At 66.5% G+C, this 24,731-nt stretch carries 19 protein-coding genes and 3 rRNA genes; 18 read left to right on the top strand and 4 right to left on the bottom strand.

All coding sequences use genetic code 11. The annotated features are described in order from the left end of the window. Positions 1 to 2: 2 nt before the first annotated feature. A complete protein-coding gene (locus ACZZZB_RS18425) occupies positions 3 to 650 on the bottom strand; it encodes a hypothetical protein (RefSeq protein ID WP_229939652.1) in 648 nt (215 codons plus the stop codon). A 140-nt stretch (positions 651 to 790) separates the two neighbouring features. Here ACZZZB_RS18425 and ACZZZB_RS18430 point away from each other — a divergent pair, with 140 nt between their 5' ends. From ACZZZB_RS18430 to ACZZZB_RS18470, 9 genes are all read left to right on the top strand, one after another. After that, positions 791 to 2,074, top strand: a complete 1,284-nt coding sequence (locus ACZZZB_RS18430) for a sensor histidine kinase (protein WP_463530430.1) — start codon at positions 791 to 793, stop codon at positions 2,072 to 2,074. Then, positions 2,071 to 2,760 carry a response regulator gene (locus tag ACZZZB_RS18435; RefSeq protein WP_463530431.1) on the top strand — a complete coding sequence of 230 codons (690 nt, stop codon included), beginning with the start codon at positions 2,071 to 2,073 and terminating at the stop codon, positions 2,758 to 2,760. Before ACZZZB_RS18430 ends, ACZZZB_RS18435 begins: the two co-directional genes overlap by 4 nt. Positions 2,761 to 2,961: 201 nt before the next feature. Further along, positions 2,962 to 4,005 carry an N-acetyl-gamma-glutamyl-phosphate reductase gene (gene argC / locus ACZZZB_RS18440; RefSeq protein ID WP_229939655.1) on the top strand — a complete coding sequence of 348 codons (1,044 nt, stop codon included), beginning with the start codon at positions 2,962 to 2,964 and terminating at the stop codon, positions 4,003 to 4,005. Then, positions 4,002 to 5,171 carry a bifunctional glutamate N-acetyltransferase/amino-acid acetyltransferase ArgJ gene (gene argJ / locus ACZZZB_RS18445; protein WP_086473853.1) on the top strand — a complete coding sequence of 390 codons (1,170 nt, stop codon included), beginning with the start codon at positions 4,002 to 4,004 and terminating at the stop codon, positions 5,169 to 5,171. The genes argC and argJ overlap by 4 nt, the downstream gene beginning before the upstream one ends. A 2-nt stretch (positions 5,172 to 5,173) precedes the next feature. Continuing rightward, entirely contained in the window at positions 5,174 to 6,079 is a 906-nt protein-coding gene (argB, locus tag ACZZZB_RS18450) for an acetylglutamate kinase (protein WP_079707058.1), read from the top strand. Then, entirely contained in the window at positions 6,076 to 7,260 is a 1,185-nt protein-coding gene (locus ACZZZB_RS18455) for an acetylornithine transaminase (RefSeq protein WP_079707057.1), read from the top strand. Before argB ends, ACZZZB_RS18455 begins: the two co-directional genes overlap by 4 nt. Before the next feature lie 35 nt (positions 7,261 to 7,295). Then, positions 7,296 to 8,237 (top strand): ornithine carbamoyltransferase, encoded by a 942-nt coding sequence (gene argF, locus ACZZZB_RS18460; RefSeq protein WP_463530432.1) that lies wholly within the window; start codon positions 7,296 to 7,298, stop codon positions 8,235 to 8,237. A gap of 69 nt (positions 8,238 to 8,306) precedes the next feature. Beyond that, positions 8,307 to 9,737, top strand: coding sequence for an argininosuccinate lyase (gene argH / locus ACZZZB_RS18465; protein ID WP_463530433.1), 1,431 nt, complete (start codon positions 8,307 to 8,309; stop codon positions 9,735 to 9,737). A 15-nt stretch (positions 9,738 to 9,752) separates the two neighbouring features. After that, positions 9,753 to 10,370, top strand: coding sequence for a DNA-3-methyladenine glycosylase (locus tag ACZZZB_RS18470; RefSeq protein ID WP_202938873.1), 618 nt, complete (start codon positions 9,753 to 9,755; stop codon positions 10,368 to 10,370). A 9-nt stretch (positions 10,371 to 10,379) separates the two neighbouring features. On the opposite strand, the gene ACZZZB_RS18475 is transcribed toward ACZZZB_RS18470, so the two are convergent. Beyond that, positions 10,380 to 10,979 (bottom strand): hypothetical protein, encoded by a 600-nt coding sequence (locus ACZZZB_RS18475; RefSeq protein WP_194645660.1) that lies wholly within the window; start codon positions 10,977 to 10,979, stop codon positions 10,380 to 10,382. After that, complete coding sequence (locus ACZZZB_RS18480) at positions 10,976 to 11,608, bottom strand: DNA-binding protein (protein ID WP_463530434.1); 633 nt, start codon at positions 11,606 to 11,608, stop codon at positions 10,976 to 10,978. The genes ACZZZB_RS18475 and ACZZZB_RS18480 overlap by 4 nt, the downstream gene beginning before the upstream one ends. Before the next feature lie 168 nt (positions 11,609 to 11,776). Between ACZZZB_RS18480 and tyrS the strand changes: the two genes are divergently transcribed. From tyrS to rrf, 5 genes are all read left to right on the top strand, one after another. Next, the gene (tyrS, locus tag ACZZZB_RS18485; protein ID WP_229939659.1) at positions 11,777 to 13,087 is read left to right on the top strand and encodes a tyrosine--tRNA ligase; all 1,311 of its coding nucleotides are present in this window, start codon (positions 11,777 to 11,779) and stop codon (positions 13,085 to 13,087) included. Between the two features lie 43 nt (positions 13,088 to 13,130). After that, positions 13,131 to 15,020 carry an outer membrane protein assembly factor BamB family protein gene (locus tag ACZZZB_RS18490; protein ID WP_463530435.1) on the top strand — a complete coding sequence of 630 codons (1,890 nt, stop codon included), beginning with the start codon at positions 13,131 to 13,133 and terminating at the stop codon, positions 15,018 to 15,020. Positions 15,021 to 15,621: 601 nt separating this feature from the next. Continuing rightward, positions 15,622 to 17,142, top strand: a 16S ribosomal RNA gene (locus ACZZZB_RS18495). Positions 17,143 to 17,594: 452 nt separating this feature from the next. Continuing rightward, positions 17,595 to 20,712: ribosomal RNA gene (locus ACZZZB_RS18500) — 23S ribosomal RNA — on the top strand. A gap of 136 nt (positions 20,713 to 20,848) precedes the next feature. Beyond that, positions 20,849 to 20,965 (top strand): 5S ribosomal RNA (gene rrf / locus ACZZZB_RS18505). The 16S, 23S and 5S rRNA genes sit together here, the layout of an rRNA operon. 618 nt (positions 20,966 to 21,583) lie before the next feature. On the opposite strand, the gene ACZZZB_RS18510 is transcribed toward rrf, so the two are convergent. Beyond that, a complete protein-coding gene (locus ACZZZB_RS18510) occupies positions 21,584 to 21,835 on the bottom strand; it encodes a hypothetical protein (RefSeq protein WP_463530436.1) in 252 nt (83 codons plus the stop codon). Between the two features lie 114 nt (positions 21,836 to 21,949). Between ACZZZB_RS18510 and ACZZZB_RS18515 the strand changes: the two genes are divergently transcribed. The 4 genes from ACZZZB_RS18515 (at position 21,950) to ACZZZB_RS18530 (ending at position 24,729) form a co-directional block, all read left to right on the top strand. After that, positions 21,950 to 22,618, top strand: a complete 669-nt coding sequence (locus tag ACZZZB_RS18515) for a hypothetical protein (RefSeq protein ID WP_463530437.1) — start codon at positions 21,950 to 21,952, stop codon at positions 22,616 to 22,618. Beyond that, complete coding sequence (locus ACZZZB_RS18520) at positions 22,548 to 23,624, top strand: HAD-IIA family hydrolase (protein ID WP_463530438.1); 1,077 nt, start codon at positions 22,548 to 22,550, stop codon at positions 23,622 to 23,624. Before ACZZZB_RS18515 ends, ACZZZB_RS18520 begins: the two co-directional genes overlap by 71 nt. Before the next feature lie 91 nt (positions 23,625 to 23,715). Beyond that, on the top strand, positions 23,716 to 23,874 hold the full coding sequence (locus tag ACZZZB_RS18525; RefSeq protein ID WP_162852287.1) for a hypothetical protein: 159 nt from the start codon (positions 23,716 to 23,718) through the stop codon (positions 23,872 to 23,874). Positions 23,875 to 23,877: 3 nt separating this feature from the next. Then, a complete protein-coding gene (locus ACZZZB_RS18530) occupies positions 23,878 to 24,729 on the top strand; it encodes a TlyA family RNA methyltransferase (RefSeq protein ID WP_463530439.1) in 852 nt (283 codons plus the stop codon). The last annotated feature ends 2 nt before the right edge of the window (positions 24,730 to 24,731 follow it).

The following is a 24,731-nucleotide window of genomic DNA, read 5'->3' on the forward strand; positions in this document are numbered from 1 at the left end:
CGTTAGGGACGCCCCTGAGATGTTGGAACGGAATCCGAAACCCGCTCCGTGGTGTCAGACGCGGGCGCGGAGCTCCGGAAGAGGACGGCGTACACCGGGCCTGCGGCGAACCAGATGGCGGTGACCGCGACGAGCTTGATGATCATGCCCCAGATGACGTCCTCGTTCGCGAGGGCGAAGGAGGCGGGGACGGTCCAGCCGACCATGGCCTGCATCGCGAGGAGCCCGGCGACCGCGATCGCGACGGCGAGGACCACCCGACGCCACTCCGACCAGGCGGCCCGGACGTACGCGGGCCCGGACTTCGGCTTCGGCCGCGGTGCTGGACCGCCCGCGAACCGGTGTGCGAACCAGACGTCCGCCTTCGTGATGAGCGCGTGGCCGAACGCCACCGTGAAGCCCAGGTAGATGGTCGCGAGGAGGTGCGTGACGTTCGGCTCCTCGCCGGACGCGAGGTCGGTCGCGGTCAGGACCAGGAGGACGAGGTCCACGACCGGTACACCGATCAACATGATCGCGCTGAGCCGGCGCCGCCGGAGGAGGTAGCGGACCGCGAGCCCGCCGAAGAGGAGGATCCAGAACGCGGCCTCCGCGCCGAGGATGGCCCAGATGAGTGGGCTCGTGCCGAAGAGTTCAGTGAAGCTGTCCATGTTCCGATGGTGTCGCGGGGTGATGCCGTGCCACATCGACCGTGCTGCTGATCCTCCGGCGACGGGGTCAGCGGAACTGCGTACGCCGGCTCGTCCCTCCGACGCTCGCGCCGCGCGGCTCGAGCTGGTGTGATGGAGGTATGGCTGCTCTCGAAGGACCGCGCGCATGGGTGGATCGACACCGTGAGTCGGTCATCACCACGGTGTGCGCGGCCATGGGACTCCTGTTCGCCCTCCTCGGGATCCATGTCCCCTGGGGGACGACCGTGTCGGAACCGCCGCTCCTCCTCACGCTCGCGTTCCTCGTCGCCATCCTGACGGTGCACCTGCTCCGCCGCCGACGCCCGTTGACCACGCTGGCCGTCGGCGTCCTGATCGCCCTCGCCGAGGCGCTCACCACCGGAGGCAGCGGCCTCGGGATGCTCATCGTCGTGTCCGACCTCGCCTACGCGGCGGCGCTCTACTCGCGGTCCCGGGTCATGGACGTCGCCGCGTTCGCCTGCACCGCGCTCGCCGTCGTGTCGGTCGGTGTCTTCGCGGTGATCTGGTTCACCGACGACGTCGAGGCCGTCACCCGGCTCGGTCGGGGAGTGGTCCTCGGCTCGCTCATCATCGTCCCGGTCATCCTGGCGAGTTCGATCTGGTACGGCAGGATGGTCCGGTACCCCCGCCTCGAGGCCGAACGCCAGCGCGAGCGCGCGGACACGATCGCGCAGGCAGCGGCTGCGCTCCGGCAGGACGCCGTGACCCGTGAACGGCTCGAGCTCAGCCGGGAGCTGCACGACGTCATCGCTGGTCACCTCTCGGCGATCGCGATGCAGTCGGCGGCGGCCCTGGAACGACGTGACGGCACCGACCCGGTTGCGCTGCGGCGCAGCCTCGCACTCGTCCGGACCAGCAGTCTCGACGCGCTCGCCGACATGCGCACGATGATCGACGTGCTCCGCGGTGACCAGTCGGCCGACGAGCTGGCCCAGGCGCCAGACCGGCTCACGGCCGAGTCGGTCCGCCGCGCGGTCGAGGTCGCCCGTGCCAACGGACTGGAGGTGGAGGTACGGGCACCGGACGACGCGGCGCTCGCCGAGGTCCCCGCGCAGACCTCGATCGTCGGGCTCCGCACGCTCGTCGAAGGCCTGACGAACACCGCGAAGCACGCACCGGGTGCCTCCGTGCGGGTCGAGGTCTCGCTCCCGCCCGGTGCCCTGTCCGTCACGCTCAGCAACCCGCTGCCGACGGCGACCTCGTCTTCCGTGCTCGCCGGGTCCGGTGGGGTCGGCCTCGTCGGCCTGGCCGAGCGGGCACGTCTGGTCGGAGGCGACCTCGTCGCGGGGCCGGACGGTCCCGACTGGCGGACGGCGCTCACGGTGCCGACCCGGGTGCCGACCTCCACCGCCGCGGTCGCCCTTGTAGGAGGGGCGTCATGACCATCACGGTCCTCATCGCGGACGACCATGCGGCCGTCAGAGCGGGTCTGGGAGCGCTGCTCGACGAGCCGGACGACATCCTGGTCATCGCCGAGGCGGCGGACGGGGAGGCCGTCGTCGCGCAAGCCGTGCGACACCGACCGGACGTCGTGTTGCTCGACGTCCAGATGCCGCGTGCCTCAGGGATCGACGCGATCCCGGCCATCCTCGCTGCGGCCACCCCACCGCCGAGCATCATCATGCTCACCACCTTCGCGCTCGACCGGTACGTCGACGAGGCGCTGGCGGCCGGGGCGAACGCCTTCCTGGTGAAGACGGTCTCCGCTGCCGGCCTCGTCGATGCGATCCGACGAGTGCACGCGGGCGAGGCGGTGCTCGCCCCTGAGGTGACCCGCCGAGTCCTCGAACGTCTCGCCGCAGCCCGACCTCCGGTCGTGCCGGCGCCGGCGCCGGCGCACCCCGGTCTGGCCACGCTGACACCGCGGGAGCGTGAGGTCCTCGAGCAGCTGCGCGAGGGGCTGAGCAACGCCGGGATCGCGACCGCGCTCGGGCTGTCCGAGGCGACGGCCCGCACGCACGTGTCCCGGATCCTCGTGAAGCTCGACGCACGGTCGCGGGTCCAGGCCGCGCTCATCGCGGAGCGGGCTGCTCCGGGCGCGGATTCGTCGGCATCCTCGTCGTCGTAGTACGCTCTCGACATGGCACGTTTCCAGGCACAGGGTTCTTCGCGGGCGATCACGCTCCGCGCCCTCCGCCGTACCGTGTCCGCACGCGCTACCGCAGAGCGACGATAGGCGACCCCGGTGCTCGCACGGTCCAGGTGACCGTGCAGTCGTCCAGGAGTCGCCGCCTCCGCCCCTCGAGCGTCCACTCAATAAGGTAGAGCCATGTCCTTCTCTGTAGCGGTGGCCGGAGCATCCGGCTACGCAGGAGGCGAGCTGCTTCGGCTGCTCGCCGACCACCCCGACTTCGACGTCCGGACGGTGACCGCGCACGCGAACGCCGGTCAACCGCTCGTCGACCACCAGCCACACCTCCGATCACTCCGGCATCTCGTCCTCGAGGCGACGACGCCGGAGGTGCTCGCGGGACACGACGTCGTCTTCCTCGCCCTGCCGCACGGCAAGTCGGGTGAGGTCACGGCATCGCTTCCACCGGAGACCCTCGTCGTCGACTGCGGAGCCGACCACCGGCTCGTCGACGAAGCCGACTGGGACGCCTTCTACGGCGGCGACTACTTCGGCGCCTGGGCCTACGGTGTGCCGGAGCTCCAGACGTCCACCGGTCGGGGGCGCGACGCTCTCGTGGGCGCCAAGCGGATCGCCGCTCCTGGATGCAACGCGAGCACCGTCGCCCTGTCCCTCGCGCCCGGCATCGCCGCGGGGGTGATCGAGCCGCTCGACCTCGTCTCCGTGCTCGCCGTCGGGCCGTCCGGCGCGGGGAAGAGCCTGAAGGTCAACCTGCTCGCGAGCGAGGTGCTCGGCACGGCCAACCCGTACGCCGTCGGCGGTACCCACCGTCACATCCCCGAGATCACGCAGAGCCTCCGGGCGGCCGGTGCCGATCGCGCGTCCATCTCGTTCACCCCGGTCATCGTCCCGATGTCACGCGGCATCCTGGCCACCTCGACGGCACGCATCGTCCCGGGCACCACGGCGGCAGCGGTCCGCGAGGCCTGGGAGACGGCCTACGCCGACGAGCCGTTCGTCCACGTGCTGCCCGAGGGCTCGTTCCCCCGGACGGCCGACGTCCTCGGCGCCAACACCGCGCTGATCGGACTCGCCGTCGACGAGACGGTGGGACGGGTCGTCGTCGTGACCGCCGTCGACAACCTCGTGAAGGGGACCGCCGGCGCGGCGATCCAATCGGCGAACATCGCGCTCGGGCTCCCCGAGACGACCGGCTTGAGTGTGAATGGAGTGGCACCGTGAGTGTGACAGCAGCAGCAGGGTTCCTCGCGGCGGGCGTCGCCTGCGGCCTCAAGACCTCCGGGGGCCTCGACCTCGCGGTGGTCCACAACGTCGGTCCGCTGCAGCACGCGGCGACGGTGTTCACGAGCAACCGGTGCAAGGCCAACCCGATCCTCTGGAGCGAGCAGGTCATGCAGGACGGCATCGTCTCGGCGATCGTCCTGAACTCCGGCGGCGCGAACTGCTACACGGGGACGCGCGGTTTCCAGACGACGCACGCGACCGCGGAGGCCGTCGCCGAGCGGCTCGCGATCTCGGCCGGCGACGTCCTCGTCTGCTCCACGGGGCTCATCGGCGAACAGCTCGATCTCGACAAGCTGACCGCGGGCGTCTGGGACGCCACCCGCGCGGTCGCCGACGAGGACGGTGCGAGCGAAGCTGCCGGCCTCGCCGCGGCGACCGCGATCATGACGACCGACACGAAGCCGAAACAGGCCGTTCGGAGCGCGGACGGATGGACCGTCGGCGGCATGGCGAAGGGTGCGGGCATGCTCGCCCCCGGGCTCGCGACGATGCTCGTCGTCATCACGACCGACGCCGTGCTCGAGCCGGCGCAGCTCGATCAGGCGCTCCGCAGCGCGACCCGCGTCACCTTCGACCGTCTCGACTCCGACGGTTGCATGTCCACCAACGACACGGTGTCACTCCTCGCCTCCGGGTCGAGCGGCGTGACCCCGGAGCTGTCCGCCTTCACCGAGGCGCTGACGGAGGTGTGCCGCGACCTCACCCTGCAGTTGCAGGCCGATGCCGAGGGCGCGGCCCACGACGTCGCGATCGAGGTCGTCGGCGCGGTGTCCGAGGACGACGCGGTCGAGGTCGCCCGCGCGGTCTCCCGCAGCAACCTCTTCAAGGCGGCCATCTTCGGCAACGACCCGAACTGGGGCCGGGTGCTCGCGGCCGTCGGGACCACGGGTGCCGAGTTCGACCCGTACGGGATCGACGTGGCTATGAACGGCGTCCAGGTGTGCACGGCCGGCGAGCCGGATCAGTCGCGCGACCTCGTCGACCTGTCGCCGCGCGCCGTGCACGTGCTCATCGACCTCCACGCCGGCGACACGGGAGCCACCATCTGGACGAACGACCTCACGCACGACTACGTGCACGAGAACAGCGCGTACGCGAGCTGATGATGACCCAGTACCGAGACAACTCTCCCGAGGAGGCGGCGATCAAGGCCGCCACCCTCATCGAGTCGCTTCCCTGGCTGAAGACCTTCCGCGACCAGACGATCGTCGTCAAGTTCGGCGGCAACGCGATGGTGAGCGACGAGCTCGCGCAGGCGTTCGCCGAGGACATGGTCTATCTGCGCTACGCGGGGCTGAAGCCCGTCGTCGTGCACGGTGGTGGCCCGCAGATCTCCGCGATGCTCGAGCGGCTCGACATCCACAGCGAGTTCCGCGGCGGGTACCGGGTCACGACGCCCGAGGCCATGGAGGTCGTCCGGATGGTCCTCACCGGTCAGGTCAACCCCGAGCTCGTGGGGCGGATCAACGAACACGGCCCGCTCGCCGCAGGACTGTCCGGCGAGGACGCGGGCCTGTTCGGCGGGCGTCGTCGCTCGATCGTCGTCGACGGCGAGACCGTGGACATCGGGCTCGTCGGCGACGTCGTCAGCGTCGACCCCACCTCGGTGCAGGCCTACCTCGACGCCGGCAACATCCCGGTGGTCTCCTCGATCGCCCCCGACCTCGACCAGCCCGGCCAGACGCTCAACGTGAACGCCGATGCGGCCGCCGCGGCGCTCGCCGTGGCACTCGGTGCCGCGAAGCTCGTCATCCTGACCGATGTCGCCGGGCTGTACAGCGACTGGCCCAACCGCGACTCGCTCGTCTCGCAGATCACGACGAGTGAGCTCCGAGCCATGCTGCCCACGCTCGAATCGGGCATGATCCCGAAGATGACCGCCTGCCTCGACGCCGTCGACGGCGGGGTCGCCAAGGCCGCCATCATCGATGGCCGCGTACCCCACTCCATCCTGCTCGAGGTGTTCACCCAGAACGGCTCAGGCACCGAGGTCGTCCCGGAGGACTCATGAGCGACTGGAAGAGCCGCGTCGACCGCGACATGATGCGCACGTTCAACACGCCGATCGCGATGCTGACGCGCGGTGAGGGATGCCATGTCTGGGACGCCGAGGGCAACCGCTACCTCGACTTCCTCGCGGGCATCGCGGTGAACGCACTGGGACATGCGCATCCGGCGTTCGTCGGTGCGATCACGCGACAGGCGAGCACGCTCGCGCACGTCTCCAACTACTTCTCGAGTCCGCCGCAGCTCGAGCTCGCGGCCCGACTGAAGCGTCTCGCCGGAGCGGACGAGGGCGGTCGGGTGTACTTCGCGAACTCCGGTGCCGAGGCGAACGAGGCGGCGTTCAAGCTCGCCCGACTCAACCACGGCGACGGATCGCGGACCCGGGTCCTCACCCTGGAGAACTCCTTCCACGGGCGGACCTTCGGCGCGCTCGCCCTGACCGGCAAGCCTGCCCTGCAGGAGGGGTTCCACCCGCTCCCGGGCGGCGTCGAGCACATCCCGACCACGATCGAGGCACTCGAGGCGGCGATCGACGACCGGGTCGCCGCGCTGATCCTCGAACCGATCAAGGGCGAAGCCGGCGTCATCGACCTGCCGGAGGGCTACCTCGCCCGTGCCAGGGCACTCACCGAGGCACACGGCGTGCTGCTCATCATCGACGAGATCCAGACCGGGGCCGGTCGGACGGGGGAGTGGTTCGCGTTCCAGCGGGACGGCATCGTCCCGGACGCGATCACCGTCGCCAAGGGGATCGGCGGTGGCATGCCGATCGGCGCCCTCGTCACCTTCGGCGCCGCCTCCGAGCTGTTCGGACCCGGCCAGCACGGCAGCACCTTCGGAGGCAACCCGCTCGCGACCGCGACGGCGAACGCGGTGCTCGAGGAGATCGAGCGCGCCGGTCTCGTGCAGAACGCCGCCGCGCGCGGTGAGCAGTTGCGGGCCGTCATCACCGCCATCGGTTCCCCGCTCGTCGAGGAGGTCCGCGGACACGGGCTGCTCATCGGCATCGGCTTGAGCGCCCCGGTGGCGGCCGAGCTGTCGGCCGCGGCGTTCGACCGAGGGCTCATCATCAACGCCCCGAACGCGACGAGCATCCGGATCGCGCCGCCGCTCATCATCGGCGACGCCGAGATCGACGAGTTCACCTCCCTCTTCCGCGCGGCGCTCGACGCCGTCCAGGCCTGACCGGCCATCGACCCACACGAACAGGACCACCAGCCATGACCCGTCACTTCCTCCGCGACGACGACCTCAGCCCGTCCGAGCAGGCCGAGATCCTCGACCTCGCCACCGAGCTGAAGCGCGACCGCTGGTCGCGGAAGCCGCTCGAAGGCCCGCAGACCGTCGCGGTCATCTTCGACAAGTCCTCGACGCGGACACGCGTCTCCTTCGCCGTGGGGATCGCCGACCTCGGCGGATCCCCGCTCATCATCTCGACGGCCAACAGCCAGCTCGGCGGCAAGGAGACGGCCGCCGACACCGCTCGCGTCCTCGAACGTCAGGTCGCGGCGATCGTCTGGCGGACCTACGCCCAGTCCGGTCTCGAGGAGATCTCGGCCGGGACGACGGTGCCCGTCGTCAACGCGCTGTCCGACGACTTCCACCCGTGCCAGCTCCTCGCCGACCTCCTCACGATCCGCGAGCACAAGGGCGAGCTCGCCGGTCTGACGATGTCGTTCTTCGGCGACGGAGCGAGCAACATGGCCCACTCCTACCTGTTGGCCGGCGCGACGGCGGGGATGCATGTCCGCGTCGCCGCCCCGGCCGAGTTCGCCCCGGCTGCGGACGTCGTCGCCGACGCGGAGCGCATCGCCGCGACGACGGGCGGCTCCGTGCTCGTGACCACCGACCCCGACGCGGCGGCGGCGGATGCCGACGTGATGATCACCGACACCTGGGTGTCGATGGGCAAGGAGGACGAGAAGGCGCAACGCGTCGCCATCTTCGGCGGCTACCGGGTCGACCGCAGGCTCATGGGGCTCGCCGCGTCCGACGCCGTCTTCATGCACTGCCTGCCCGCCGATCGCGGCTTCGAGGTCGAGGCCGAGGTCATCGACGGGGCGCAGAGCATCATCTGGGACGAGGCGGAGAACCGCCTCCACGCGCAGAAGGCCCTGCTCGTGTGGCTGCTCGAGCAGCAGCACGCCGGCTCCGCGGCCTGACCCTTCCCCGGCTGCGGCCGACCGACCAGTCCGGAGCACTCCGGACGCCAGCAGTACAGGAGGCCCATCGTGGCAGATCAGCAGAACCGAGCAGGCGAATCCGGGGCCCTCTGGGGTGGACGCTTCGCGAGCGGACCGTCGCCGGAACTGGCCCGTCTGAGCAAGTCCACTCAGTTCGACTGGGTCCTCGCCGCATACGACATCGCGGGTTCCCGCGCCCACGCCAAGGCGCTCGCGTCGGCGGGGTACCTCGACGAGGACGAGCTTCGCGGGATGCTCGCCGCCCTCGACGTCCTGGACGCCGACGTGGCTGACGGGACGTTCGTCGCGGCGGAGGGCGATGAGGACGTCCACTCGGCGCTGGAACGCGGGCTCGTCGAACGGGCCGGCAAGGAACTCGGTGGGAAGCTGCGTGCCGGCCGGAGCCGGAACGACCAGATCGCGACGCTCGTGCGCCTCTACCTCATCGATCACGGACGGGTGATCGCCCGCGACGTCATCCACCTGATCGACGCGATCGTCTCCCAGGCCGAAGCACACCCGGACGCGGTGATGCCCGGCCGCACGCACCTGCAGCACGCCCAGCCGGTGCTGCTCGCCCACCAGCTGCTCGCGCACGCCTGGCCGCTCACCCGCGACCTGGAACGGCTCCGCGACTGGCTCGCCCGGGCGAGCGCCTCGCCGTACGGTTCCGGAGCGCTCGCCGGCAGTTCCCTCGGGCTCGACCCGGTGCTCGTCGCGCACGAGCTCGGGCTCGACCGGCCGACGGAGAACTCGATCGACGCCACCGCCAGCCGCGACGTGGTCGCCGAGTTCGCGTTCATCACCTCGCTGATCGGGATCAACCTGTCCCGGTTCGCCGAGGAGATCATCGTCTGGAACACCCGCGAGTTCGGGTTCGTGACCCTCGACGACGCCTACTCGACCGGCTCGAGCATCATGCCGCAGAAGAAGAACCCCGACATCGCCGAACTGGCCCGCGGGAAGTCCGGGCGACTCATCGGGAACCTGACCGGGTTGCTGGCGACGTTGAAGGCGCTGCCGCTCGCGTACAACCGCGACCTGCAGGAGGACAAGGAGCCGGTGTTCGACTCCGTGAACCAGCTCGAGGTGTTGCTGCCGGCGTTCACCGGGATGGTGGCGACGCTCCGCTTCGACACGGCACGGCTGCGCGAGCTCGCACCGGAGGGGTTCTCCCTCGCGACGGACGTCGCCGAGTGGCTCGTCAAGCAGGGTGTCGCCTTCCGCGACGCCCACGAGATCAGCGGCGAGCTCGTGCGGTACTGCGAGGAGCGCGGGCTGGCCCTCGACGAACCGGACGACGCCGCACTGGCGGGTGTCTCGGAGCACCTCACGCCGGCTGTGCGACGGGTACTGACCGTCGACGGCTCGATCGGCAGCCGACTCGGCGCCGGCGGGACGGCGCCGGAGCGGGTCCAGGACCAGCTCGTGGCACTCGTCGGGCGGGTGGGCACGCTGTCGCAGGCCCTTTCGCTCTAGACGGGGCGGGGTCCGATGACGTCGGCCGGTCCGCTGCGGGCGCTGACCTCGGGATCGGCCCTCGAGGTCGCGCCCGCGCTGCTCGGCGCGGTGCTGTCCCACACGACGCCCGAGGGCACCGTGTCGGTCCGTCTCACCGAGGTCGAGGCCTATCTCGGGGTCGGCGAGGATCCCGGATCCCATGCGCACCGCGGTCCGACGCCGCGCACGAGTCCGATGTTCGGTCCGCCCGGGCATCTGTACGCGTACTTCAGCTACGGCATGCACGTCTGCATCAACGTCGTGTGTTCACCGGTCGGCACGGCGTCGGCCGTCCTCCTGCGTGCCGGCGAGGTCGTCGCGGGGCTGGAGCTCGCGCGGCTGCGACGCGGTGACCGGGTGCTGGATCGCGACCTGGCCAGAGGACCGGCGCGGCTCACCGTGTCGCTCGGGATCGCGCTCGACCAGTCGGGTGACGACCTCGCCGAGCCGCCGTTCGATCTGCTCTTGCCCGAGCGCCCGCTCGCCTCGGCGGCCGGTCCGCGGACGGGCGTCAGCGGGGTCGGTGGGGGAGCCGCCTACCCGTGGCGGTTCGTGCTCCCGGGGGAGACGACCGTCTCGCCCTACCGCCGGTCGCCCAGGGCGGTGGACTGACCCGCCGACTCAGCCTCGCGCGAGCAGCAGGATCGACGCCACCCCGGCAGCCCAGAGGAGGCTGGCGAGCGAGCCGATGATGAACCGCTCGCGCGCCTCGGCCGAGTCGAGTTCGGTGAAGCGTCCGACACCCTTCACGGCGACGATGACCGCGATCGCCTCCGGATAGCCGGAGAACAACGCGGCGACGAGGGCGAGCCGTTCGAGGATCCCGATCGCGGTCCCGCCGCGCAGCACCTCGATGGGACGTCCGACGACCTGCGAGGCGCTCGGGTTCCGGTGCTCCACGAGGATGCCGCCGTGGATCCCGGGGGCGACGCTGCCCTTCGTCGCGAGGGCGAGGACGAAGGAGGCGACCGGACCACCGCCGGCGACCGCGACGGCGAGGACGAAGACGCCGAGGAGCACGAGTGCCGGACCGGTCGGCGGAACCGAGGGGACGAGCGCGACCAGGAGGGCCCCGATCACCATGAGGGCAGCCGCCACGACCATGAGACGATCCGCGAGACGCGCGGTCAGCACCCGGGCCAGCAGGAGGAAGACGAGCGCGCTTCCGAGGAGGCCGATGACGGTCGGCCAGGTGATGGGCGTGAGCGTGATGAGGTTCATCGCTCGTCCTTTCGGTCGTCGGGGTGGTGCACGGAGGCGTCCTGGTCGAGCTTCGCCAGGAGGCGGATGAGCGCGGTGGTCGCTGCGGCTTCGGCTCGGACTCCGGCGGCCGCGACCCGGCGACTGACCGAACTCTCGGTGATGCCGAGTCGTGCCGCGGCCTCGGACTGGGTCACGCCGGCCGCGAGCAGGTCGGCGACCTCCCAGCCGCCGGCGGTCCTCCGGTCGCGGAGGTGGAGGAGGAGCACGATGAGTGCTTCGACATCGGCGCCGCCCTGCTGGTCGGCCGCCTCGAGCGCGAACCGGAAGGGCGCCCGCTTGGCCCGCGTGACGGCCTCCCTCGCGGCGTAGAAGGCCTGACCGGTCGCGGCTCGGGTCGAATCGGGGAGCGGACGCCGGACGTCGCCTTGTCCGATGCCCACGCTCCAGCCGCGATCCCGGAGGAGGTCGAAGGCGATGGCGAGCGCGACCTCGGCGTCCTCGGTGGCGAGCTGGAACTCGTCGCCCGCCGTGCGTTCGGCCTGGAGGAGCAGGCGGTCCGGGAACCGGTCGTTGATCGACTCGATGACACCGGCGGCTCGATCAGGGCCGGTCCGGCTCGCGATCTGATCGACGGTCAGCACGTACACGGTTCTCCTCTCGGCGGTGGGTGGGCTCGATCACCCTAGTCGCAACATGCAGGTATTTCCACAACTCTGACGAATGAGAGGAATTCCTGCACGTCACGGTCGCCACGATCGCGCCGGTGCCGATGCGCCCGATCCGGCAGCCGATGCCGCGCTGATAGCCTTGCAAGCGTGTCGAACCTCGCTCTTCCTGACCAGCGCAACGATCCGACCTTCGAGGACGTCTGGGACGAACTCGTCTGGCGCGGGCTCGTCCACGTGTCGACGGATCAGCAAGAGCTGAAGCGTCTGCTCGGTGGAGCGCCGATCACCTACTACTGCGGGTTCGACCCGACGGCTGCGAGCCTCCACCTGGGCAACCTGGTCCAGCTGCTCGTCATGCGTCGGCTTCAGCTTGCCGGACACCGCCCGCTCGGGCTCGTCGGCGGTTCGACCGGCCTCATCGGCGACCCACGACCGACCGCCGAGCGCACGCTGAACACGCCGGACACCGTCGCCGAGTGGGTGCAGTCGCTCCGCGCGCAGATCGAACGCTTCCTCAGTTTCGAGGGCGACAACGCCGCGCGCATGGTCAACAACCTCGATTGGACCGCACCGCTCTCCGCGATCGACTTCCTGCGGGAGATCGGCAAGCACTACCGCGTCGGCACGATGCTGAAGAAGGACGCGGTCAGTGCCCGTCTCAACTCGGAGGCGGGGATCAGCTACACCGAGTTCAGTTACCAGATCCTCCAGGGGATGGACTACCTCGAGCTGTACCGCGAATACGGCTGCGTCCTGCAGACCGGCGGGAGCGACCAGTGGGGCAACCTCACGAGCGGCACCGACCTCATCCACCGGGTCGAGCGGGCCACCGTCCACGCGATCGGGACCCCGCTGATCACGAACTCGGACGGCACGAAGTTCGGGAAGAGCGAAGGCAACGCGGTCTGGCTCGACCCGAGCATGACGAGCCCGTACGCGTTCTACCAGTTCTGGGTCAACACCGACGATGCGGACGTCATCGCCCGGCTGAAGGTGTTCACGTTCCTCGATCGGGTGGAGATCGAGCGACTGGCGGCCGCGACCGAGTCGGAACCGTTCAAGCGTGAGGCGCAGAAGACCCTCGCCTACGCCGTCACCGCGCTCGTCCACGGGGTCGCCGCGACGGATGCGGCCATCGCCGCGTCGGCCGCGCTCTTCGGTCAGGGCGATCTGGACGCACTCGACGCGGACACGCTGCGGTCGGCCGTCACGGAGTTGCCGAACGCGCGGGTGGCCGCGGAGACGCTCGTCATCCAGGCGCTCGTCGACACGGAGCTGTGTGCGAGCCTCGGTGAGGCTCGACGCGCGGTCGCCCAGGGAGGGGTTTCGGTGAACAACCGCAAGATCGACGACGTCGACGCGACCCTGGACGACCGGTTCCTCACGGGCGGGGTGGCCGTGCTGCGCCGCGGCAAGCGCACCCTCGCCGGGCTGTTCCTCGACGGAGCGCCCGCCTGATCCGCCGACGACGGCATCGCCGTCGTCATCGAACCTGAAGGGGATGCTCCGAGTGCAGCTCTGCGAGGCGTGCGGGACCGAGATCGTCGACCGTCGCGACGGTGTGTGCCCGAGTTGTGGGGCCATGCTGCCGCTGCGCACGGATGAGCTGTCGACGGTGGAGACGCCGGCCGAGGCGGCGGCCGAGCCGGAGCCGGCGGACGAGCTCCAGTCGGAGTCGACGGACGACCGGCCCACGCCGGCCGATGACGGCGACCTCGTCGAGACCGATGCACCCCACGTCGAGACCGGTGCCCCAGCAGCGGAAGCCGATCGACTGCCGTCGCCGGACGTCGACACGATTGAGCCCACGAACCCCGGTACCGCGACGTCGATCGCCCCGAGCGCGGTGCCGACACCGGTCCCGGATCCCGAATCCACCGACCCGGCGCCGGCGCAGGCGTCGACTCCGCACCCGGCGACAGTCGCTGCGGCCGAACCGGCCTCGGCAACCGCCGCGGGGGATGCACCGCAGGAACCGACTGCGCCCCGCGCCCTCTGGCACCCTGATTCGTTGCCCACCACGGTCAAGCGGACCACCTCGCGCCGACGATGGTTCCTCCTCGGCGGACTCGCACTCGCCGTGGTCGCTGCGATCGTCGCGGTCGTGCTCATCGTGGTCGCGGCCGTTCCCCACCGCGTCGAGGGGCTCGCGCTCCTCCGCGACCTCCCGACGAAGCCGACCGTCGGAACCTGGGAACTCGCGCATCCGCTGGATGACGAGGTGCCCGCGGGCGACGAGCTCTACCTCAACGGGTACACCGCGAGCCCCAACACCGCGCTGCTCGTGTGGTCGACCGACCGGCCACTGGATCAGACGACCCTCGACGACGCTCCGGGCGAGACGGTGGTCTCCCTGGTGAACACGGCGAACGGCCACACCCTCTGGGACCGTCGCGTCACCGAGCTCTCTCCGGAGTTCGACCGCTTCGACGCACCGGTGGTCGTCTCCCCACCGGATGCGGCCGCGATCGTGCTCAGCCAGGGCGACCTCATGGTCGCCGTGAGCCGTCGCGACGGGCACGTGGTGTCCACCTCGCAAGAGCACTCGAGTGTCGAGGGGATCGGCTTCGCCGACTTCGCCGCGCCGGCGGCGTTCGTCCCGGGGCTCGAGGGTGACCTGCTCATCTCGTCGACCACGGCCGACGGCACCGGGACGGTCGGTCGCTATCGGTCGACGGATCTGACCGACCCGGTCTGGGAGGTCAACGGTGATGCCGGCGAGCGGGCGACCACCGCGGGCGACAAGCTCTTCTACGACAGTGCGGTCTACTCGCTCGACGACGGATCGACCATCGACTGGCAGGGCGACCTCTCCTGGTACTACCAGCAGGTGGGCGGCGATCTCGTCGCGATCGACTACTCCGGCAACGACACCACGATCCGCGGGGTGGACGACCGCACCGGCGCCGAGCGCTGGAAGGCGACCGGGGCGCTGCCGGTGGTGCTCGACGCGAGCGGGCTGTTGGTCGTCGCCGACCAGTCGGGGGAGCGGGTCCGCCGCCTCGACCCGCGATCCGGCGAGGTCGAGTGGCGCAGCGGACTGACGAGCACCTGGGACGGCGCGTACACCGTGGGCGACACGATCATGCTCGGTGACGGCGAAGGCGGATACACCGGGGTCGGCGCTCGAGACGGTGAGATCCGATACGAGGAGCAGGACGCCGAGGGCAGCCTCGTCGGATACAGCGACCGGACCCTCCTGCTCACGCTCGACGGCACGCTCGTCGGCATCGACGCGACCACGGGCGAGCGCGGTTGGTCGGTCGACTCCGCCGGAGACGAGTACTCGTTCACCGCCTGGGGCGGAAGCCCACTCGCCGTCGCGACGGTCGTCGCGGCCGGCTCCGGCTCAGCGGCCGTCCTCGGCATCGGTGACGCTGATCGGGACTGAAGCGCGTGGATCCGGGCGACACGCCCGGGATGCAGCGATGATTTGCCAGCCCCTGGCGGTCTGCGTAAAGTAATCACTCGTCACCCCAAAGGTGCGGGAAGCGGAAGAGCTTCCCGGCCTCAAGTGGGACTGATACCCAGCCAAAAGCCGAGCATCTCCACGTGAGTCAAACTCACACTTGAGATCGTCTCACTTCAAGACTAGGTTGGAACTTCCCAGCTCTCGGGTCATCGAAGCGGTGAGGATCAGACGGACTTCGGTCCACTCAGATCAGCTCCTGGTTCGACTTGACAAGAACCGAAGAAGTGGTAAGTTAGAGAAGTTGCCCTGCAGGGCGGTCGTGATGGCCAAAGGCAGGAGCATCCGATCCTTGAGAACTCAACAGCGTGCACAATGTCAAATGCCAAAAACCTCGTGCAATTGATGCCTTCCTTTTCGGTTGGTTGATGTTGTAAGAGATTCCTTTGGAAAACATTTAAACAAAACAAAGCAAGTCAGTAATGATTTGTTCTGTCAGTTTCAAACTTGCATCGTGTTCACCTATTCCGGTGGCATGGTGCGCGAAATGTGCCGGCTGCTTCGGTGGTCGTGCAATTCAACATTTACGGAGAGTTTGATCCTGGCTCAGGACGAACGCTGGCGGCGTGCTTAACACATGCAAGTCGAACGATGAAGCCCAGCTTGCTGGGTGGATTAGTGGCGAACGGGTGAGTAACACGTGAGTAACCTGCCCTTGACTCTGGGATAAGCGTTGGAAACGACGTCTAATACCGGATACGAGCTTCCACCGCATGGTGAGTTGCTGGAAAGAATTTTGGTCAAGGATGGACTCGCGGCCTATCAGCTTGTTGGTGAGGTAACGGCTCACCAAGGCGACGACGGGTAGCCGGCCTGAGAGGGTGACCGGCCACACTGGGACTGAGACACGGCCCAGACTCCTACGGGAGGCAGCAGTGGGGAATATTGCACAATGGGCGAAAGCCTGATGCAGCAACGCCGCGTGAGGGACGACGGCCTTCGGGTTGTAAACCTCTTTTAGCAGGGAAGAAGCGAAAGTGACGGTACCTGCAGAAAAAGCACCGGCTAACTACGTGCCAGCAGCCGCGGTAATACGTAGGGTGCAAGCGTTGTCCGGAATTATTGGGCGTAAAGAGCTCGTAGGCGGTTTGTCGCGTCTGCTGTGAAATCCCGAGGCTCAACCTCGGGTCTGCAGTGGGTACGGGCAGACTAGAGTGCGGTAGGGGAGATTGGAATTCCTGGTGTAGCGGTGGAATGCGCAGATATCAGGAGGAACACCGATGGCGAAGGCAGATCTCTGGGCCGCTACTGACGCTGAGGAGCGAAAGGGTGGGGAGCAAACAGGCTTAGATACCCTGGTAGTCCACCCCGTAAACGTTGGGCGCTAGATGTGGGGACCATTCCACGGTTTCCGTGTCGTAGCTAACGCATTAAGCGCCCCGCCTGGGGAGTACGGCCGCAAGGCTAAAACTCAAAGGAATTGACGGGGGCCCGCACAAGCGGCGGAGCATGCGGATTAATTCGATGCAACGCGAAGAACCTTACCAAGGCTTGACATATACGAGAACGGGCCAGAAATGGTCAACTCTTTGGACACTCGTAAACAGGTGGTGCATGGTTGTCGTCAGCTCGTGTCGTGAGATGTTGGGTTAAGTCCCGCAACGAGCGCAACCCTCGTTCTATGTTGCCAGCACGTAATGGTGGGAACTCATGGGATACTGCCGGGGTCAACTCGGAGGAAGGTGGGGACGACGTCAAATCATCATGCCCCTTATGTCTTGGGCTTCACGCATGCTACAATGGCCAGTACAAAGGGCTGCAATACCGTAAGGTGGAGCGAATCCCAAAAAGCTGGTCCCAGTTCGGATTGAGGTCTGCAACTCGACCTCATGAAGTCGGAGTCGCTAGTAATCGCAGATCAGCAACGCTGCGGTGAATACGTTCCCGGGCCTTGTACACACCGCCCGTCAAGTCATGAAAGTCGGTAACACCCGAAGCCAGTGGCCTAACCGCAAGGATGGAGCTGTCTAAGGTGGGATCGGTAATTAGGACTAAGTCGTAACAAGGTAGCCGTACCGGAAGGTGCGGCTGGATCACCTCCTTTCTAAGGAGCATGTGCAACGCTCGTCTGTATACAGCGAGGTTTACGTTGCCAAGTCACACTGAGACGAATGTTCTCGGGTGGCGCTCATGGGTGGAACATTGACATTGATGCAGACGTGAGAGTCTGCCAGCAAGTACGTCTTCTTCGGGAGATTGGAACGGTGGCCGGCTGGAGGGTTTGCATATGCACGCTGTTGGGTCCTGAGGGACCGGATCTTCTCCGCTTCGGTGGAGGAAGGACGAACCTCAGGGCCTCTTTTGCTTGACATCAATGGTCAAGGAGAGAGGTACCGCCCGTACTTTGAGAACTACACAGTGGACGCGAGCATCTTAGATTCATGACCCTTCGGGGTTGTGGATCACAAAGATCAAAACATACTTCTTCGGAAGTGATGTTGATCATTGGTCAATCTGCATCAGGTAACTGGTGCCGATCGATTCAAACTCATGTGATTTCAAATTTCTAAGAGCAAACGGTGGATGCCTTGGCATCTGGAGCCGAAGAAGGACGTAGTAATCTGCGATAAGCCTCGGGGAGCTGATAAACGAGCTGTGATCCGAGGATTTCCGAATGGGGAAACCCCGCCAGGCCCCTTGTGGTGATCTGGTGACTCCCGCCTGAATATATAGGGCGGGTAGAGGGAACGGGGGGAAGTGAAACATCTCAGTACCCCCAGGAAGAGAAAACAACAGTGATTCCGTCAGTAGTGGCGAGCGAAATCGGAAGAGGCTAAACCGGGCATGTGTGATAGCTATCAGGCGTTGCATGTCCGGGGTTGTGGGACTTCTCACTCCGAACTGATATTCGGGGAGCATTAGAACGTGGTATAGACGAATGGGATTGAAAGCCCAGCCAGAGACGGTGCCAGCCCGGTAGTCGAAATGCTGCAATCGTGCGAGGAGTATCCCAAGTAGCACGGGGCCCGAGAAATCCCGTGTGAATCTGTCAGGACCACCTGATAAGCCTAAATACTCCCAGATGACCGATAGCGGACAAGTACCGTGAGGGAAAGGTGAAAAGTACCCCGGGAGGGGAGTGAAATAGTACCTGAAACCGTTTGCTTACAAACCGTTGGAGCACCCTTGTTGGTGTGACAGCGTGCCTTTTGAAGAATGAGCCTGCGAGTTAGCGATATGTGGCGAGGTTAACCCGTGTGGGGTAGCCGTAGCGAAAGCGAGTCTGAATAGGGCGATTCAGTCGCATGTCCTAGACCCGAAGCGAAGTGATCTATCCATGGCCAGGTTGAAGCGACGGTAAGACGTCGTGGAGGACCGAACCCACTTAGGTTGAAAACTGAGGGGATGAGCTGTGGATAGGGGTGAAAGGCCAATCAAACTTCGTGATAGCTGGTTCTCTCCGAAATGCATTTAGGTGCAGCGTTGCGTGTTTCTTGCCGGAGGTAGAGCTACTGGATGGCCGATGGGGCCCAAAAGCTTACTGACGTCAGCCAAACTCCGAATGCCGGTAAGTGAGAGCGCAGCAGTGAGACGGTGGGGGATAAGCTTCATCGTCGAGAGGGAAACAACCCAGACCACCAACTAAGGTCCCAAAGCGCGTGCTAAGTGGGAAAGGATGTGGAGTTGCACAGACAACCAGGAGGTTGGCTTAGAAGCAGCCACCCTTGAAAGAGTGCGTAATAGCTCACTGGTCAAGTGATTCCGCGCCGACAATGTAACGGGGCTCAAGCACGCCACCGAAGTTGTGGCATTGATATTTTTGGTAGGCCTTCGTGGTCCAGCCGTATTGATGGGTAGGAGAGCGTCGTGTGGCGAGTGAAGCGGCGGTGTAAACCAGCCGTGGACGCTACACGAGTGAGAATGCAGGCATGAGTAGCGAAAGACATGTGAGAAACATGTCCTCCGAAAGACCAAGGGTTCCAGGGTCAAGCTAATCTTCCCTGGGTAAGTCGGGACCTAAGGCGAGGCCGACAGGCGTAGTCGATGGACAACGGGTTGATATTCCCGTACCCGCGAAGAACCGCCCAAGACAATCCAGTGGTGCTAAGAGTCCTAACCCGGACGACTGATTCCCTTCGGGGATGATGGGTCCGGTCTAACGCTCGACCCCATGCTGGTGCGTTTAGCGTATTAACAGGTGTGACGCAGGAAGGTAGCCTATGCCGGGCGATGGTTGTCCCGGTGTAAGTGCGTAGGCTGAGAGATAGGCAAATCCGTCTCTCGTGAAGGCTGAGACACGATACGGACCCGTAAGGGATAGTAGGTGATCCTATGCTGCCAAGAAAAGCATCGACGCGAGGTTCTAGTGGCCCGTACCCCAAACCGACTCAGGTGGTCAGGTAGAGAATACTAAGGAGATCGAGAGAATCGTGGTTAAGGAACTCGGCAAAATGCCCCCGTAACTTCGGGAGAAGGGGGGCCTGAGGCGTATTAGGACTTGCTCCGAAAGCGTTTGAAGGCCGCAGAGACCAGTGGGAAGCGACTGTTTACTAAAAACACAGGTCCGTGCCAAGTCGCAAGACGATGTATACGGACTGACGCCTGCCCGGTGCTGGAAGGTTAAGAGGAACGGTTAGCCGCAAGGCGAAGCTGAGAATTTAAGCCCCAGTAAACGGCGGTGGTAACTATAACCATCCTAAGGTAGCGAAATTCCTTGTCGGGTAAGTTCCGACCTGCACGAATGGCGTAACGACTTCCCAGCTGTCTCAACCGCGAACTCGGCGAAATTGCATTACGAGTAAAGATGCTCGTTACGCGCAGCAGGACGGAAAGACCCCGTGACCTTTACTACAGCTTGGTATTGGTGTTCGGTGTGGCTTGTGTAGGATAGGTGGGAGACTTTGAAGCTTGGACGCTAGTTCAGGTGGAGTCATTGTTGAAATACCACTCTGGTCACTCTGGATATCTAACTTCGAACCGTAATCCGGTTCAGGGACAGTGCCTGGTGGGTAGTTTAACTGGGGCGGTTGCCTCCCAAAAAGTAACGGAGGCGCCCAAAGGTTCCCTCAACCTGGTTGGCAATCAGGTGTCGAGTGTAAGTGCACAAGGGAGCTTGACTGTGAGACTGACAAGTCGAGCAGGGACGAAAGTCGGGACTAGTGATCCGGCAGTGGCTTGTGGAAGCGCTGTCGCTCAACGGATAAAAGGTACCTCGGGGATAACAGGCTGATCTTGCCCAAGAGTCCATATCGACGGCATGGTTTGGCACCTCGATGTCGGCTCGTCGCATCCTGGGGCTGGAGTAGGTCCCAAGGGTTGGGCTGTTCGCCCATTAAAGCGGTACGCGAGCTGGGTTTAGAACGTCGTGAGACAGTTCGGTCCCTATCCGCTGCGCGCGCAGGAAATTTGAAAGGATCTGACCCTAGTACGAGAGGACCGGGTTGGACGAACCTCTGGTGTGTCAGTTGTTCCGCCAGGAGCACCGCTGATTAGCTACGTTCGGGATGGATAACCGCTGAAAGCATCTAAGCGGGAAGCCGGCCTTAAGATGAGATTTCCATGCCTTCGGGCGAGAGGCTCCCAGCCAGACTACTGGGTTGATAGGCCGGATGTGGAAGAGAGGACGAAAGACTCTCGGAGCTGACCGGTACTAATAAGCCGATAATTTGATAACACTTTCTTTGTTTGAATACGAAGATGCTACGCGTCCACTGAGTGGTTCTCGATGTACGGTCGAGAACCCGCAAACAACACCACTGTGTTCGCACAGCGTGTTGGTTTGCTTGTTCACTTTGATACATCAATAGTGTTTCGGCGGCCATAGCGAGAGGGAAACGCCCGGTCACATTCCGAACCCGGAAGCTAAGACTCTTTGCGCCGATGGTACTGCAGGGGGGACCCTGTGGGAGAGTAGGACACCGCCGGACTTCTTCGTTGAAATGGCCACCCAAGGTTCTTGGGTGGCCATTTTGCGTTAACACGCATCGTGCGTGAAGTCGTCGTTTCACGGGTACCGTGGGACAAGAATTCAACAGTAGGTTGACGCCGGGTGACGGCGTCCGAGCACCGTGGAGATCATCGTGAGTGACCAGTCAGCAGACCAGCCCGACAAGGGTGAGCGACGTCCTCCGAGATCTTCCGGTGACAACCGTGGGAACGGTGGTGCTCCACGGCGCGATGATCGTGCTCGCGGCACCGACCGCCCGCAGCGGTCCGATGCGCCCCGGAGTGATCGTCCACGCACGGATCGTCCGCAGCGTTCCGACCGTCCAGCACGGAGTGGTGACCGTCCGTCATCGGGGGATCGTCCGCAGCGTTCGGATCGTCCTGCTTGGCAGAAAGATCGCCCGGCGTCCGGGGATCGTCCGCAGCGTTCGGATCGTCCTGCTTGGCAGAAGGACCGCCCGGCGTCGGGGGACCGCCCGCAGCGCTCTGATCGTCCCGCGTGGCAGAAGGATCGGCCAGCGTCCGGCGACCGTCCGCAACGGTCGGACCGTCCCGCCTGGCAGCAGGACCGGCCGTCGTCGGGGGATCGTCCGCAGCGCTCAGACCGTCCCGCACGGAGCGGCGACCGTCCGTCGTCCGGCGATCGCCCGGACCGCGGAAACCGGACCGACCGTGGGCACTCCTCTGAGCGTGGTGGCCGTCCCGACCGCGGGCGCGACGGCGGTGGACGCGAGCTGTGGACGCGCGATGGCGCTCCAGCCCGCGGCGACCGAGACGCGTTCCGACGCGAGCGCGAGCTGACCGAGGAAGAGCGCATCGCGTTCGAGCTCAAGTCGATCCGGCCGCGTCACGACGACCCGGAGATCCCTGACGACGTCACGCCGCAGGACCTCGACAAGGGTGCGCGGAACGAGCTGAAGACCCTGAGTAAGGAGAACGCCGACGGCGTCGCCCAGCACCTGGCGATGGCGGCGCGACTGATCGACAGCGATCCTGCGTTGGCCCACCTCCACGCGATGTCCGCTGCCCGTCGGGCCGGCCGGATCGCGATGGTCCGCGAGACCCTCGCCATCACCGCGTACGAGACCGGCGACTACGCCCTCGCGCTTCGTGAGCTGCGGACCTACCGCCGTATCTCCGGCAAGGACGACCAGCTGCCGCTCATGGTCGACAGTGAACGCGGCGTCGGCCGACCGGAGCGTGCCTTGGAACTCGGACGGTCCGTCGATCGCTCGACCCTCGACGTGCCGGTCCGCGTCGCCCTCGCGATCGCGATGTCGGGTGCCCGGCTCGACCTCGGGCAGACCGAGGACGCGCTGCTCGAGCTCCAGATCCCACAGCTCGACCCGAAGCGTGCGTTCTCCTACAGCCCGGCGCTGTTCAACGCGTACGCCGAGACCCTCGAGGTCCTCGGCCGTGAGGAGGAGGCGACCGTCTGGCACGACCGGGCGATGATCGCCTCCGAAGCGCTCGAGCAGTCCGCTGCGGACGACGAGGGCGAGACGATGGTGGTCGTGGAGGAGTTCGTCGAGTTCGACGACGAACCCGAGTCGCCAACGGCTGATGCCGCTGGATCCGACGATCAGCCCGGGGAGGAGCCGTCCGGTGAGTCCGCTGCTGACGAGAAGGCCTAAGCCCGTGACCCCGCTCGACGGCGTCGACGTGGTCCTCGCGGATCTTGACGGCGTGGTCTATGCCGGCCCGAACCCGATCCCGCACGCGGTGGAGTCGCTGAATCTGGCGGCGGAACACGTTCGCGTCGGATACATCACGAACAACGCCTCCCGGACGGACGCCTCCGTCGCGCAGCATCTCACCGACCTCGGCCTCAGTGTCGCGCCGGCAGAGGTCGTCACGAGCCCACAGGCCGCGGTCCGGCTCCTGGCCGGCCTGGTGCCCGCCGGGTCGACGATCCTGGTGGTCGGTGGCGCCGGGCTCGTCGACGAGGTCGAGAAGGGTGGCTTCGTCGTCACCCGCTCGGCTGAGGACTCGCCGGCTGCGGTGATCCAGGGCTTCGCTCCCGAGGTCGGCTGGTCGCAGCTGGCCGAAGCGGCGTTCGCGCTGCAGACGCCGACCGCCGACGGATCCGAGCTGCCGTGGGTCGCGACGAACACGGACTGGACCATTCCGCAGGCTCGCGGGATCGCTCCGGGGAACGGCACGCTGGTGTCGGCCGTCCACACGGCGGTCGGCCGTCTGGCGACCGTCGCCGGGAAGCCGGAGGTACCGATCTTCGACGAGGCGAAGGTGCGTTTCGGCGCATCGAAGCCGCTCTTCATCGGCGACCGACTCGACACCGACATCCTCGGCGCGAACCGCGCCGGGATCGCGTCAGCCCTGGTCCTGACCGGCATCGATCGGGCCAAGCACGTCCTCGCGGCCGATCAGCACTCCCGGCCGACCTTCATCCTCGAGGACCTGCGGCAGCTGCACGAGCCGTATCCGGCCACCACCATGTCGCGCGACGGCAAGGCGGCGACGGTCGGTGCGGCCACGGTGCGGATCCGTGGGAACGACGTCGTGGTGGAGTCGGACGGCCCGTCCCGGATCGACCTGTTGCGTGCCGCGTGCGCCGCGATCTGGGCGTCAGGCCGTGCCATCTACGGGCTCAACGTCCCGGAGCACCTGTACGCGGAGTGATGCCCACCCCTCGGGAGGCGCGGGTCGCCACGGGTGTTCGCCCACAGCGGTTCCCGGGGGCGGCGAGGGCGGCGGCCGGTAGGGTTGCCCTGTGACGAACGAACCGGAGCACCCGACCGACGGCCTCGTGTCCCGCGTCCACCTCATCGACGAGCAGCCGCTCGAGGAGCGGGCCGCCGCATACAGCCAGCTCGTCGACGAACTGCGGGCGACGCTCGAGGGGAGCGACTCGCCGAAGACCTCGGCGTAGCGCATGGAGAACACACCCGAACCGCCGGCTGCAGCCGATTCGCCGGACGCCGCCGCGCAGCCCGCCCGCCTCGACGCCGCCCTCGCCGCGCGCGGACTCGCCCGTTCGAGGACCCATGCGGCCCAGCTCATCGCCGACGGCCTCGTGAGCGTCGACGACCGCACGATCGTGAAGGCCTCCCACCGGGTCCACCCGGATGCTCGGGTCGTCGTCGCCGGCGCCGACCACTACGTCAGTCGCGCCGCCCACAAGTTGCTCGCCGCCCTGGACGCCTTCCCTGTCGTTGTCGACGACGCACTCGTCCTCGACGCCGGCGCCTCCACCGGAGGATTCACCCAGGTCCTGCTCGAGCGTGGAGCGCGTCGGGTGATCGCCCTCGACGTCGGGCACGACCAGCTCGTGCCACAGCTCCGAGACGACGAGCGGGTGCGGGTCGTCGAGGGGTGTAACGTCCGCTTCCTGACGCCGGAGCAGCTCAGCGAACTCACCGGTCTGGACGAGCGTCCGTCGCTCGTGGTCGGCGACCTCTCGTTCATCTCCCTCACGCAGGTGCTCCCGGCACTCGTGTCGGTCGTCGCGTCACCGGCGGAACTCGTCCTGCTCGTCAAACCGCAGTTCGAGGTCGGTCGTGGTGGCGTCCGTGAGGGCGTCGTCACCGAGCCCGCGCTCCGTGCCGATGCCGTCGCAGGCGTCCTGTGGGCGGCCTGGGACCTCGGGCTCGGGACGGCCGGGCTCATCCCGTCGCCGATCGTCGGCACCCACGGCAACCGCGAGTACGTGGTGTGGATATCGGCGGAGCACGGAACCAATCCGACAGAATGGATGCAGCAGATCACCTCGATGGCTGGAGCGTAACC

It is taken from the genome of Plantibacter sp. AC185 (assembly GCF_979258065.1).

What these genes read in the sequence shown, in the direction of transcription:
- ACZZZB_RS18425 (WP_229939652.1), bottom strand. Translation starts at nt 650, where the DNA reads ATGGACAGCTTCACTGAACTCTTCGGCACGAGCCCACTCATCTGGGCC.
- ACZZZB_RS18430 (WP_463530430.1), top strand. Translation starts at nt 791, where the DNA reads ATGGCTGCTCTCGAAGGACCGCGCGCATGGGTGGATCGACACCGTGAG.
- ACZZZB_RS18435 (WP_463530431.1), top strand. Translation starts at nt 2,071, where the DNA reads ATGACCATCACGGTCCTCATCGCGGACGACCATGCGGCCGTCAGAGCG.
- argC (WP_229939655.1), top strand. Translation starts at nt 2,962, where the DNA reads ATGTCCTTCTCTGTAGCGGTGGCCGGAGCATCCGGCTACGCAGGAGGC.
- argB (WP_079707058.1), top strand. Translation starts at nt 5,174, where the DNA reads ATGACCCAGTACCGAGACAACTCTCCCGAGGAGGCGGCGATCAAGGCC.
- ACZZZB_RS18455 (WP_079707057.1), top strand. Translation starts at nt 6,076, where the DNA reads ATGAGCGACTGGAAGAGCCGCGTCGACCGCGACATGATGCGCACGTTC.
- argF (WP_463530432.1), top strand. Translation starts at nt 7,296, where the DNA reads ATGACCCGTCACTTCCTCCGCGACGACGACCTCAGCCCGTCCGAGCAG.
- ACZZZB_RS18470 (WP_202938873.1), top strand. Translation starts at nt 9,753, where the DNA reads ATGACGTCGGCCGGTCCGCTGCGGGCGCTGACCTCGGGATCGGCCCTC.
- ACZZZB_RS18475 (WP_194645660.1), bottom strand. Translation starts at nt 10,979, where the DNA reads ATGAACCTCATCACGCTCACGCCCATCACCTGGCCGACCGTCATCGGC.
- ACZZZB_RS18490 (WP_463530435.1), top strand. Translation starts at nt 13,131, where the DNA reads ATGCTCCGAGTGCAGCTCTGCGAGGCGTGCGGGACCGAGATCGTCGAC.
- ACZZZB_RS18515 (WP_463530437.1), top strand. Translation starts at nt 21,950, where the DNA reads ATGGCGGCGCGACTGATCGACAGCGATCCTGCGTTGGCCCACCTCCAC.
- ACZZZB_RS18520 (WP_463530438.1), top strand. Translation starts at nt 22,548, where the DNA reads ATGCCGCTGGATCCGACGATCAGCCCGGGGAGGAGCCGTCCGGTGAGT.
- ACZZZB_RS18530 (WP_463530439.1), top strand. Translation starts at nt 23,878, where the DNA reads ATGGAGAACACACCCGAACCGCCGGCTGCAGCCGATTCGCCGGACGCC.